Annotated in this window: 10 protein-coding genes; 5 read left to right on the forward strand and 5 right to left on the reverse strand. The window is 76.2% G+C overall.

The features are described 5' to 3' along the window. The first annotated feature begins 57 nt into the window (after window positions 1–57). The gene (locus tag K7862_RS11435; RefSeq protein ID WP_222962386.1) at window positions 58–1095 is read left to right on the forward strand and encodes a MerR family transcriptional regulator; all 1038 of its coding nucleotides are present in this window, start codon (window positions 58–60) and stop codon (window positions 1093–1095) included. 217 nt (window positions 1096–1312) lie between these two features. Here the strand turns inward: K7862_RS11435 and K7862_RS11440 are convergent, their stop codons facing one another. Genes K7862_RS11440 through K7862_RS11455 form a run of 4 tightly spaced genes read right to left on the reverse strand, consistent with a single transcriptional unit; the run spans window position 1313 to window position 6292 of the window. Further along, complete coding sequence (locus K7862_RS11440; protein WP_222962387.1) at window positions 1313–2320, reverse strand: Rieske (2Fe-2S) protein; 1008 nt, start codon at window positions 2318–2320, stop codon at window positions 1313–1315. Then, window positions 2320–3327, reverse strand: coding sequence for a phytoene/squalene synthase family protein (locus tag K7862_RS11445; protein WP_222962388.1), 1008 nt, complete (start codon window positions 3325–3327; stop codon window positions 2320–2322). The genes K7862_RS11440 and K7862_RS11445 overlap by 1 nt, the downstream gene beginning before the upstream one ends. Beyond that, window positions 3324–4865: a phytoene desaturase family protein gene (gene crtI / locus K7862_RS11450; protein ID WP_222962389.1), complete on the reverse strand. Its 1542-nt coding sequence runs from the start codon at window positions 4863–4865 to the stop codon at window positions 3324–3326. Before crtI ends, K7862_RS11445 begins: the two co-directional genes overlap by 4 nt. Then, window positions 4862–6292, reverse strand: coding sequence for a polyprenyl synthetase family protein (locus K7862_RS11455; protein WP_262412983.1), 1431 nt, complete (start codon window positions 6290–6292; stop codon window positions 4862–4864). The genes crtI and K7862_RS11455 overlap by 4 nt, the downstream gene beginning before the upstream one ends. Before the next feature lie 246 nt (window positions 6293–6538). Here K7862_RS11455 and K7862_RS11460 point away from each other — a divergent pair, with 246 nt between their 5' ends. From K7862_RS11460 to K7862_RS11470, 3 genes are all read left to right on the forward strand, one after another. After that, on the forward strand, window positions 6539–7735 hold the full coding sequence (locus K7862_RS11460; protein ID WP_222962390.1) for a lycopene cyclase family protein: 1197 nt from the start codon (window positions 6539–6541) through the stop codon (window positions 7733–7735). Between the two features lie 120 nt (window positions 7736–7855). Continuing rightward, entirely contained in the window at window positions 7856–8590 is a 735-nt protein-coding gene (locus K7862_RS11465; protein ID WP_222962391.1) for a methyltransferase domain-containing protein, read from the forward strand. Then, the gene (locus K7862_RS11470; protein ID WP_222962392.1) at window positions 8587–10194 is read left to right on the forward strand and encodes an FAD-dependent oxidoreductase; all 1608 of its coding nucleotides are present in this window, start codon (window positions 8587–8589) and stop codon (window positions 10192–10194) included. The genes K7862_RS11465 and K7862_RS11470 overlap by 4 nt, the downstream gene beginning before the upstream one ends. On the opposite strand, the gene K7862_RS11475 is transcribed toward K7862_RS11470, so the two are convergent. Further along, a complete protein-coding gene (locus tag K7862_RS11475) occupies window positions 10160–10558 on the reverse strand; it encodes a VOC family protein (protein ID WP_222962393.1) in 399 nt (132 codons plus the stop codon). The two genes, K7862_RS11470 and K7862_RS11475, sit on opposite strands and share 35 nt — an antisense overlap. 185 nt (window positions 10559–10743) lie before the next feature. Here K7862_RS11475 and K7862_RS11480 point away from each other — a divergent pair, with 185 nt between their 5' ends. Beyond that, window positions 10744–11808 (forward strand): helix-turn-helix transcriptional regulator, encoded by a 1065-nt coding sequence (locus K7862_RS11480; protein WP_222962394.1) that lies wholly within the window; start codon window positions 10744–10746, stop codon window positions 11806–11808. Window position 11809 lies beyond the last annotated feature (1 nt).

Below are 11809 nucleotides of genomic sequence, written 5' to 3' on the forward strand. Positions count from 1 at the left end.
TTCCGCATCGGATACCCTGGAGAGGGGGAAGCCACGGAACCGGGAGGATGTGCGGCGGTGGGCGACGCCTATGCGGTGGCAGGACTGACCACGGGAGCCGTGGCGCGGAGGCTCGGCGTCTCCCCGACCACGCTCCGTTCCTGGGACCGCCGTTACGGGCTGGGTCCCGTCATCCGCTCGCAGGGCCACCACCGCCGCTGGAGCCCCCAGGACGTAGCCGTGGTCGAGGAGATGTGCCGCCTGACGGCCGCCGGAGCCCCGCCCGCGGAGGCCGCCCGCGTCGCCCGCGCGACGAGCGGCGGCAGCCCGCAGGCCACCGAACCGAAGCCGGCGGGCGGCGAGACGTGGCGGACGGCCGAACCCGGGGCGCCGGCCCGGCGCGGGGGCGCCGGCGGAGGGCTGCCGCTGGGCGGCGACGTGCGCCAGGAGTGCCGGGGACTGAGCCGGGCCGCGGTGCGGCTGGACGCGCCGGAGCTGGAACGCCGGCTGGTGGACGCTGTCCGCCAGCACGGGCTCGTCGTGGCCTGGGAGGAGGTCATGGTGCCGACGCTGCGGGCGGTGGGCCGCAAGTGGGAGTCGTCCGGCGACCGTTACGTGGAGGTGGAGCACCTGCTGTCGTGGCACGTCTCCACCACGCTGCGGCGCGCGGCGCTCGTGCTGGAGCCTGCGGCGCAACCGGCCACGGCCGCGGGACCGGTGGTGCTGGCCTGTACGCCGGGAGAACTGCACTGCCTGCCGCTGGAGGCGCTGGAGGCGGCGCTGGCCCTGGCCGGGGTGCCGACGCGGATGCTGGGAGCGGCGGTGCCGGTGGAGGCCCTGATCGCGTGCGTCCGGCGTACCGGCCCCGCCGCCGTCGTGCTGTGGGCCCAGAGCCGCTCGGCCGCCTCGCCGCCCCTCGCCCGTCACGTCGCGGGCCTCGAATGGGGCCAGGCCGGCGCCCGCACCCGCCCGTTCGTGCTGCCCGCAGGTCCCGGCTGGGACCGCCGTACGGCCGGCGCCTTCCCTCAGTGCGCGGGCCTCGCCGACGCCGTGCGGACGCTGAGCACCCTGTACGACGAGGAGCACGCGGGCCGCCGCCCGCAGCACCGGGAGTGAGCCGGTCAGGCCCGCGGGGTGGCCTCGCGCCGGGGGCGAGCCGGTCGGGTCCCGCCGGGGTGGCCGCTCCGGTACGGGGCCGGCGGACCGGGGGCGAACCCGTGGCAGCCGGCGCGGAGCCCGTACGGGGGTGAGCCCGTCCCGGCTGAAGCCGTAGGTCGCACCCGCGCCCCCGGCTGCCGCCGCCACCCGCCTCCGCCGCGCGGCGACACCCCCCTCAGCCCGGGAACCGTCCGGTCGAGCGCAGCACCCAGCGGCGTTCGGCGTACGCGAGGTCGTCGCGCCACAGGCGGCCCGCGGCGTGGCGGATCACCGGGCGCAGCAGGGGGGCGGCACGGCGGGCGAGAGTGAAGCCGGGCCTGTCGGACGCCGCCACCACCGCTTCGATCACGGCCGTCCGCGGCCGTCCCCGCGTGTCCGGGCCCAGGGGCGTCGCATGGGTCTCCACGACCGAGCCCACGCCTTCGCCCTCGCTGATCCGCATCACGACGGTGCGCGGGCCGGGAGCCGTGAACACCGCGCGGACGGGGACGACGAACCGGCCCGCGACCTTGAAGGAGACGTCGACGGTGAACGCGTCCTCCTCACCGGTGTCGCCCGGGCTGCCGACGACGGTCAGATCGACGAAGGAGTACGGGTGGAACCACGCGCCGTGCCATGGATCGAGGCGGTTGGCGACCACGTCGTCGGGCTCGCAGACCCCCGTCACCGTGCAGACGGCGGCCAACGCGCCGGCCGCCGCCGGGCGTTCAGGCACCGGCGGCACCGGGGTGGGTTCCTCGCCCCCGACGTCGTCCAGCCGCACCCACAGCAGCACGCCGTCGTCGTGCGCCGGCCAGGGCTGCCATCCGGCGAAGGGCGTGCCGTCCAGGGCCAGACCGTGCCAGTGGCAGACCAGGGTGCCGCAGCGGACAGCGCTGTCCCGCAAGGGCGCGCCCAGGTGCGGGCAGATCCCCGGGCCCGCGACGACCCGTCCCCGCGCGTCCCGCCAGAGCACCACCTCCTGGCCGGCGACGGTCATGGCCAGCGGCCGGTCGTCCCGCAGGTCGAGGGACGCCCCGACGACGAACCAGTTGCCGGTGGGCCGGGCCTGCGCGCGTTTGAGGGCGTCCGCGATGAGGGCGGGCCGGGCGTCGCGCCAGGTGGGGCGCTGGCGCTCCCACGCGGTGGGGGACCGGCGCAGCCGCAGCGGGAGGCGACCGGGCCGGGGCGGGGGAGTGGGCATCAGGCGGCTTCCTTCGGGCGGGAGGACGAGTGCGGGGCGCCGCCGGCGGTCCCCGGGCCGCGCCGTGCGGCCAGCCGGGCGGCGGCCACCCGCACGAGCCCGTCGGCGGCGACGGCGGCCCTGCGGCGGCGGGGCACCGCCGCGCGGCGGTGCAGCGGCCAGCCCTCGGCCGCCACGGCGTCGAGGATGCCCTGGTAGAGGACGAACGCCGTACGGATGCAGGGCCGGGCGACCGGGTCGAGCATCGGCAGTCCGGGCGCCGCGCGGCGGTAGGCGGCGCGGGTCAGCGCCTCGAACTCCCGCAGCGCCGAGGTCACCCGGGGATCGGAGCCGCGGGTGCTGCGGCAGTGGCGCAGCAGCGCGTGGTCGACGCCGTGCGCGTCCAGCAGGTCGCCGGGCACGTAGACGCGCCCTCTGTCGAGATCCTCGCCGACGTCGCGCAGGAAGTTGGTGAGCTGGAAGGCGACGCCCAACTCGGCCGCGTAGGGGGCGGCTTCGGCACTGGGCACCACGGTTCCGAGCACCGGCAGCATCTCCAGGCCGATCACCGCCGCCGATCCGTGCATGTACGCGCGCAGGTCGGCGTACGTCGCGTACCGACCGACCGTCAGATCGCTGCGCATGGAGGCGAGGAAATCGGCGAAGTAGCGGTGGTCGATGCCGTAGCGGCGGCTGGTGTCGGCCAGGGCGACGACCACGGGCTCGGCGCCGTCCGCCCCGGCCAGCCCTCCGGCGAGGTCGTCCCCGAGCCGGTCGAGGGCCACGGCACGGCGTTGCCTGACGGCGACGCGATCGGCGCCGGTCTCGTCGATGGCGTCGACGATGTCGTCGGCCCAGCGGGCGAAGCCGTACAACGCGTGGACGGCCGGGCGGCGTTGGGGCGGCAGCAGGCGGGTGGCCAGGAAGTAGGTGCGGCCGTGCCGGGCGTTGAGGCGGCGGCACTGGTCGTAGGCGGCGCGCAGGCGGGGGTCGCTGATGCCCGCCGCGTGCAGTTCGCGGGCCGTCATGAACGCACCTCCCGCGCCGGCCGGGCGATCGGGGCGCCGGGCGCGGTGCGCGCCGGGGTTCCCCCGGTGATGCGGGCGGCGGCCAGCCGGCCCGAGAGCAGCACGGGCGGCACGCCCACCCCCGGGGTGGTGCCGCAGCCGGCGAGGACGGCGTTGGCGGTTCCGCGGACCAGGTTGCGGGGGCGGAACGGTCCGGTCTGGGCGAAGGTGTGCGCGGCCGAGAACGGCGTGCCCGCGGCGTGCTGCTGCCGGGTCCAGTCCGCGGGGGTCACCAGGCACTCCTCCTCGATCGACGCGGCGATGCCCGCCAGGCCGCGCCGCTCCAGTTCGCGCAGCAGGCTGTCGCGGTAGCGCGGCGCCAGGTCGTGCCAGTCGGCGGCGCTGGGCCCGATGTCGGTGTTGGGGCAGGGCGCGAGCACGTAGTGCAGGTGCCGGCCGGGCGGCGCCAGCGACGGATCGGTGGCCGTGGGCCGGGTGATCAGCAGCGACGGGTCGCTCATCACCGCACCGGTGCGCGTGAGTTCCCGGAAGGTGCGGCGCCAGGCCCGGCCGAACGACAGCGTGTGGTGGCCGAGTTCCGGCCAGGTGCGGTCGCAGCCCGCGTGCAGGACGACCGCTGACGGCGCGTGCCGCAGCCGGGCCGGGCGCCGTGGCGTGCGGCCCAGCAGCGCGTAGGTCACCGGCAGTTCGGGTGTGAGCACGACGGCGTCGCAGGCGATGCGTTCCTCCTCGGTCACCACCGCGGTGACGCGCTCGCCCGTGCGCTCCAGGCGCACCACCGGCTGCCCGTAGCGGAAGCGGGCGCCGGCCGCCTCGGCGGCGTCGGCCATCGCCCGCGGCAGGGCGTGCATGCCGCCGCGCGGGAACCAGACCCCGGCGACGGTGTCCATGTAGGCGATCACCGCGTAGGCGGCCAGGGCCCGTTCGGGCGGAACGCCGGCGTACAGGGCCTGGAAGGAGAAGACCCGGCGCAGCCGCTCGTCACGCAGGTGGCGGGCGACGCCGGCCTCCCAGCGGCCGAAGCCCCCGAGCGCGGCGAGCCGGACCAGGTCCGGGGTCAGGAGCTGGAAGGGCGAGTCGAAGTCCGCGTCGAGGAACCGGCCCCGCTCGGCGTGGTAGAGCTGCTCCAGCCAGTGGCGCAGACGCCGGTAGCCCGCGGCGTCGGCGGGTCCGGCGAACCGCTCGATCTCGGCCTCCATGGCCTCGGCGTCGGTGTGCACGTCCAGGGAGGCGCCGTCCGCGAACCGCGCCCGGTACGCCGGTCGCAGGGGGATCAGGTCGACCCGGTCGTGCAGCGACTCGCCGACCGCGGCGAACGCCTCGTCGGCGATGTCCGGCATGGTCAGCACGGTGGGGCCGGTGTCGATGAGGTAGCCACCGCGTTCGATGCGCCCGGCCCGGCCGCCGGGCTGCGCGTCGCGCTCCACCACGGTGACCCGGCGGCCCGCGCCGAGCAGGTGGAGTGCGGCGGACAGGCCCGCCAGACCGGCGCCGACCACGACCACGTGGTCAGTGCGTCCCGCTACCGTGCGGCTCATGCGGTGCACTCCGTTCGGGAACCGGTCAGGACGGGGACGCGGGGCTGCGCGCCGGCGGACGCCCGGCCGGACGTGCGGGTGATCTCGCCCAGCAGGTCGTCGAGGCGGGCCGCCGGACGCGGGGTGAGACCGGCCTCCGCGAGATGGCGCCGGGACCGTCCGGCGAGCCGCTCGATCCTCTTCTCCAGCAGGTCGCGCGCGCCGGTGGCCGCTATGGCCGTCCGCACGTCGGCCAGCAGGGGATCGGGCAACGCGGGCTGTGCGGCGGCCGATTCGAGCAGGGCGAGAGTCGCGCGGTCGCCCGCGGCGGTGGCCAGCGCGCGTGTCACCGCCAGCAGATAGGTCGTCTTGCCCTGGGTGAGGTCGCCGCCGGCCGGCTTGCCGGTCACCCGCGGGTCGGCGAAGACGTCGTCGAGGTCGTCCCGCAGCTGGAAGGCCAGGCCGGCGCAGCGCCCGGCCCGGCGCAGCATGCCGATGGTGGCGGCGTCCGCGCCGGCCAGGACCGCGCCGATCTCCATCGGCCGCTCCACCGTGTACAGGGCACTCTTCAGGCAGGCGGAGCGGATCGCGCGGGCCACCGTGCGGACCGAGGTGGCCTGGCCGTGGACGTCGAGGTACTGGCCCGCGGCCATCTCGGTGCGCAGCGCGCGCCACACGTCGTGCAGGCGCCGCGCGGTGCCGGAGGGCAGCCCGCAGCCGAGCACCACCTCAGCCATGGCGTCGTCCGCCCAGGCCAGGGCGATGTCCCCGGCCAGGACCGCGGCGGAGGCGCCCAGCCGGTCGGCGACGTCCCGGGGTGCGGCGCCGGCGTACTGCCGGGCGACGTCGGTGTGCAGGGCCGGGCCACCGCGCCGCGTCGACGACCGGTCCATCAGGTCGTCGTGGACCAGCGCGCAGGTCTGGATCAGTTCGAGCGCCGCCGCGGCCTGCAGCGCGGCACGCGTCTGGGCTGTGCTGCCGCCACCGCACGCCCGCAGGGACCACCAGACGAGCCGGGCACGGAAACGGTGTCCACCGCGCTGGGTGAAGCCGGCCACCCGCTCGGCGATGTCGTGGGTGAACTCGGCACCCAACTCGGCGCTTTCGGCGAGACGTTGGCCGAGCAGCGTCTGGAGTTCGAGGCCGACGGCGTGCGGGACGTCGGCGTCCACCATGTCGGCCTCGTCGGCGACGCCCTGGTGGCCGGTACGGGCGGCCGCCTCCTCGCCGCGGTCGGTGCCGGGGCCGGCGGGAACGGGTCCGGTGGTGGGACCGGTGGCGGGTCCGGTGGAGAGGGGTCCAGCGCCGGGCCCGGTGGCGGCCGGCCCGGCGCCGGGGGCGGCCGCCGAGACCGCGTCACCCGCCTCCGGATGTCCGGCCGGGCGGGACGGCCACAGCGTGGACGGCTGGTCCGCCGTCCGACGGCCGATCGCCTGAGTGGAACGCATCACGGAACCTTTCCCCAGTGGTTGATCGGGGCGTAGCCCCGCGGATGTGCTGATCGCGCTTTCCGGGTCGTCAGGACACATTCCGTGCGGGACGCCGGATCGGATGCACCGTTCGGGGGACCTGCCCGCGCCGGCGGCGATCCGGCACCGGACACGCCGCGGTGTGCATCCGTTTCGCGCGGCCGGCCGGAAGACTGGCCGGATCACCGGGAAACGGGGAGCCCGAGAAACGGAAGGGAGCGTGCCGTGGCCGCGGACTGGGACGTCGCCGTGGTGGGCGCCGGGGCCGCAGGGCTGTCGCTGGCCATGCGGCTGGCCCGCCCGCCGGCCGGCTCCCGCCCGGTCACCGCGGTGCTCCTGACGGCGCCGCCCGGCCCGCTGCGCCCGGCACGGCGCACCTGGTGCTACTGGGAGGAGGGGGAGGGGGCGTTCGACGCGGCGCTGACCGCGTCGTGGCAGCGCCTGCGCGTGCGGTCACCCGACGGCTCGGCGGTCGAGACCGCGACCGGCCCCGAGCGCTACAAGATGCTGCGCTCCGACCACTTCGAGGAGCTCGCCGGACGGGCGATCGCCGCGAGCCAGGGCGTGACGCGCCTGGAAGCGGTCGTGGAGCGGATCGAACCGGTGCCCGGGGGAGCCGTGGTGCACGCCCGTATGCGCGACAGGGGTCCGGTCACCGTGCGGGCCCGCTGGGTCCTCGACTCCCGGCCGCCGCCGCGCCTGCCGCCCGCCCGCACCACGCTGCTGCAGCACTTCCGCGGCTGGTTCGTCCGCACCGCGCGGCCGGTCTTCGACCCCGCGGTCGTGGAACTGATGGACTTCCGTACTCCGCAGCCGGCGCACGGCCTGTCGTTCGGCTACGTGCTGCCGACCGGGCCGCGCGAAGCGCTCGTCGAGTACACGGAGTTCTCCCGCCGTCCCCTCGCGCCGGACGCCTACGACCGGGCCCTGCGCCGCTACCTCGCGGACGTGCTCGGCGCCGGTTCCTACGAGGTCGTCGCCTCCGAGGAAGGAGTGATCCCGATGACGGACGCGCGCTTCCCCCGGCAGACCGCGCCCTGCGTGTTCCGCATCGGCGCCGCCGCCGGAGCCACCCGCCCCTCGACCGGCTACACCTTCAGCGCCGTGCAACGCCAGGCCCGCGCGGTGGCGGCGGCCCTGCACACCGGGCGCCGCCCGCTGCCGCCGCGCGCGCACTCCGCGCGCTCCCGGCTGATGGACGCCGTGCTGCTGCACGCCCTCGACCGCGGCCGGGTCGACGGCCCCGCCTTCTTCGCCGGCCTGTTCGGCAGCGTGCCAGGACCCCGGCTGCTGCGGTTCCTCGACGGCCGGACCAGCCTGCGAGAAGACCTGACGATCGGACTGCACGTGCCCGTCCCGGCGATGCTCCGCTCCGCCCTCACCCTGCCGTTCGTGCCGCGCCGTCCGCAGCCCGGCGCCTGACCCGCCCGATCAGACAAGACCCCGACCGCACAAGAGCCCGACCGCACAAGAGCCCGGCCACCGAACCCCTGACCCCCGACCTGCCCGAACCCCCAGCCCACGACCGGAAACGGAGACGGCATGCCTCTGCTGCGCGATGCCGAGCTGGCGGCCGCGTTCGACCACGCGGCCCGCCGCTACGACACGCTGGTGGCCGCCAACCCCGGCTACCACGCCCACCTGCGGCGCTCCGCCCGCCGCCTCGGCCTGACCGGCGCGGATGGCCGCCCGCGGGTGCTCGACCTGGGGTGCGGCACCGGAGCCTCCACCGCCGCCCTGGCCGCCGCGATGCCCGACGCGGACATCACCGCCGTCGACGCCTCCGCCGGCATGCTCCGGCGAGCGGCCCGGCGGAGCTGGCCCCGGCCGGTGCGCTTCGTGCACGCCCCCGCGGAGCGCCTGGCCGAAGCCGGGGTGCACGGCCCCTTCGACGCGGTGTTCGCCGCGTACCTGCTGCGCAACGCCGCCGACCCGGACGCGGTGCTGGCCGCCGCGTTCGGCCTCCTCGCGCCGCACGGCCGGCTGGCGGTGCACGAGTACGCGCTCAGCGGCCGGCCCGAGCACCGCGCGGTCTGGAACGCGGTCTGCGGAGGGCTCGTGCTGCCCGTCGCGACACTGCTGGGCGACGGGCCGCTCTACCGGCACCTGTGGCGCAGCGTCGTCACCTTCGACACGGCCGGCCAACTCGGGGAACGGGTACGGCGAGCGGGATTCGAGCACGTCCGCGTCCTGCCGCTGCCCGGCTGGCAGACCGGCGTCACCCACACGGTCGTCGCCCGCCGCCCCGCGGCCGCCGCCGAGGAGGCACACCGGTGACCGCGACGGCATCCGGCCGGGAGCGTACCGCCCGCACCCTCCCACCCGGCCGGGACCGGCAGGCCCACCTGCTGCCCGCCCACCACGGCGCCGAACGCGCCACCGGCGACCGGACGCCCCGCGCCGCCGTCGTCGGCGGCGGGATCGCCGGACTGACCGCGGCCGCCGCGCTGGCCGAACGCGGCGTGGGGGTCACGCTCTACGAACGCGAGGCGGAACTCGGCGGCCGGCTGCGCGGATGGCCCACCCGGCTGGCCGACGGCAGCACGGCGACCATGAGCCGCGGCTTCCACGCCTTCTTCCGGCAGTACTACAACCTGCGCGCCCTACTGCGCCGGACCGATCCCGCCCTGACCGGCCTCACCGGACTGCCCGACTACCCGCTGCGCCACGGCGGGGGACGGCAGGACAGCTTCCGCCGTGTCCCGCGCACGCCGCCGCTGAGCGCCCTCGGATTCGCCGCGCTGAGCCCGTCGTTCACCCTGCGTGAGATGGTCCGCATGCGTCCGCGGGCGGCCCTGCCCCTGCTCGACGTCCGGGTTCCCGAGGTCTACGCACGGTTCGACGGCGTGAGCGCGTACGACCTCCTCGACGCGATCCGCTTCCCCGAGGCCGCCCGGCACCTGGCCTTCGAGGTGTTCTCCCGCAGCTTCTTCGCCGACCCCCGCGAACTGTCGGCCGCCGAGATGGCGCTGATGTTCCACATCTACTTCCTCGGATCGGCCGAGGGCCTGCTGTTCGACGTGCCCGGCGAGCCGTTTCCGCAGGCCCTGTGGGACCCGCTCGCCCGCCACCTGCGCACCCTCGGCGTCCGGATCCAGACCGGCGCGCCGGTCGAGGCGGTCACGGTCCGGCCGGAGGGCGGCTTCGCGGTCACGGCGGCCGACGGCGACACACCGTACGACGCCGTCGTGCTCGCCCTCGACCCGGGCGCGCTGCGCTCGCTCGTCGCCGGATCCGGCGGCCTGGGCGACGCGGAGTGGCGTGAACGCATGGCACGGCTGCGCACCGCGCCGCCCTTCCTGGTGTCCCGCCTCTGGCTGGACCGGCCGGTGCGTCCCGATCGGCCGGGCTTCCTCGGCACCAGCGGGTACGGACCCCTCGACAACGTCAGCGTGCTGAACGCCTGGGAGGGCGAGGCCGCCCGCTGGGCCGCCCGCAGCGGCGGCGCGGTCCTGGAACTGCACGCCTACGCCCAGCCGCCCGACGCCGACCGGACGCTGACGGAGAAGGAACTGCTGAGCGAACTCCACCGGGTGTACCCCGAGACGCGCCAGGCCGGCATCGTGGACGCGCGCCACGAATGGCGCGCCGACTGCCCCCTGTTCACCGTCGGCGGCTACGGCGACCGGCCGACCGTCGGCACCCCCACGCCCGGCCTGGTCGTCGCGGGCGACACCGTCCGCACCGGTCTTCCGGTGGCCCTGATGGAACGCGCCGCCACCAGCGGCTTCCTCGCCGCCAACACCCTTCTGCGGACCTGGGGGCTGCGCGGCCACGACCTGTGGACGGTTCCTCTCGGGGGCCGCGGCCGCCTGCTGCGGGCGGCCGCCCGTGCGGGACGTGGCGTCACCGTGCGAACTTCGCCCGGGCCGCGGGAGTGACCGGGGTGAAGAAGTTGACGAGATTGCCGTCGGGGTCGCGGAACAGCAGCGACCGGTTGCCCCAGGGCATGGTGGTGGGCCCGGCCACGACGTCGGTGACGACCTCCGTCAGGTTCTGGTGCACCTTGTCCACGTCGTCGACGAGGAACTCGGTGATCACGCTGCGGTTGTCGGCCGGTCGGGCCGAGCCCGGCGCGAACAGCGGAACGGTGCGGGTGCTCGCGATGGCGAGGGTCGCGCCGGGGGTCGCCAGCTCGGCGAAGTCCTCGGTGGCCCACGTCGCCGTCACTCCCGTCGCGCGTTCGTAGAAGGCGACGAGGCGGGCGACGTCGCCGGTGATGATGCGGATCGAGACGAAGTCCATGGTGATCTCCTCAGGAGGTGTGCGGGGTGGCGCCGGTGCGGGGTGACCGGTGGGCGGGTGGCCCGTGGGTGTGGCCCGGCGACCGGCTCGGTGGGCCGGGACCTGGCCGCCCGGCGCCGCTGTCCTTCGCAGGCTAGAGGCAATAGGGGACAGAATCGGTCCGGTATTCGGGCTAGGCTGGCGTCATGCCCCGACCCACCAGCCGCGTGCTGACCCTCCTGGAGCTGCTGCAGTCGGGCGGCACGCGAACCGTGGCCGAACTCGCCGACCGGCTCGGCGTCGACGGGCGGACCGTGCGGCGGTACGTGGACCAGCTCGTCGACATCGACGTACCCGTGGAGTCGGTGCGCGGCCGCTACGGCGGGTACCGGCTCGGGCCCGGATACCGCCTGCCCCCGCTCATGCTCAGCGACGACGAGGCGCTGGCCGTGCTGCTCGGTCTGGTCGCGGGCCGCCGGGCGGGCTTGGCGACGGCCGGGCTCACCGCGAGCGAGACGGCCTCGGCGAAGATCCGGCGGGTGCTGCCCAGGCCCGTGGCCCGGCGGCTCGACGCGCTCCTGGAGACCCTGGCGTTCACGGACCGGCCGGACCAGCCTGACCGGTCGGACCAGGCCGTCGCACCGGACGCCGACGTCCTGCTCACCCTGGCGGACGCGGTCCGCCACCGCCGTCCGGTCGCGATCCGGTACACCGACGGCAAGGGACGGCGCAGCGAGCGCATCCTGCACGCGTACGGGATCGTCTCCCACACGGGCCGGTGGTACGTCACGGGCAAGGACGCCGGGATCGACGAGGACCGGTCCTTCCGCCTCGACCGTGTCGCGGACGCCCGCGCCCTGCCCGGCGTGTTCGAAGTGCCCGAGGGCCAACCTGATCCGGCGCGAAGCCTGGTGACGGCGATGGCCACCGCCGAGTACCGGTACGAGGTGCTGCTGCGGATCCACGGCACCGCCGGGCAGATCCGCGCGCGGCTCCCCGCCAGTGTGGCGACCCTGGAGGAGGCCGGACCCGAGGCGGCGGGATCCGCCGTGGCCGGACCCGGGAGAGACGACGCCGACGAGGGCGGGCGCTGGTGGCACGTCCGGCTCCGGGTGGAGCGTCTCGACTGGCTGCCCGGCGTGCTCGCCGCACTGGACCGGCCGTTCGTCATCGAGCGCCCGGGCGAACTCCGGGAGCTCGTCGCGGCCCTCGCCGATCGCCTGGCGTCCCGGGCCCGGCAGCGGGGGAGCGGTGATTCGCCTGAGCCGTAGC

Source organism: Actinacidiphila acidipaludis, assembly GCF_019890725.1.
Taxonomy (GTDB): Bacteria; Actinomycetota; Actinomycetes; order Streptomycetales; family Streptomycetaceae; genus Actinacidiphila; species Actinacidiphila acidipaludis.

Coding starts and splice junctions, on each gene's coding strand:
- K7862_RS11475 (WP_222962393.1), bottom strand. CDS start 10,558: ATGGACTTCGTCTCGATCCGCATCATCACCGGCGACGTCGCCCGCCTC.
- K7862_RS11440 (WP_222962387.1), bottom strand. CDS start 2,320: ATGCCCACTCCCCCGCCCCGGCCCGGTCGCCTCCCGCTGCGGCTGCGC.
- K7862_RS11445 (WP_222962388.1), bottom strand. CDS start 3,327: ATGACGGCCCGCGAACTGCACGCGGCGGGCATCAGCGACCCCCGCCTG.
- K7862_RS11455 (WP_262412983.1), bottom strand. CDS start 6,292: ATGCGTTCCACTCAGGCGATCGGCCGTCGGACGGCGGACCAGCCGTCC.
- K7862_RS11480 (WP_222962394.1), top strand. CDS start 10,744: ATGCCCCGACCCACCAGCCGCGTGCTGACCCTCCTGGAGCTGCTGCAG.
- K7862_RS11465 (WP_222962391.1), top strand. CDS start 7,856: ATGCCTCTGCTGCGCGATGCCGAGCTGGCGGCCGCGTTCGACCACGCG.
- crtI (WP_222962389.1), bottom strand. CDS start 4,865: ATGAGCCGCACGGTAGCGGGACGCACTGACCACGTGGTCGTGGTCGGC.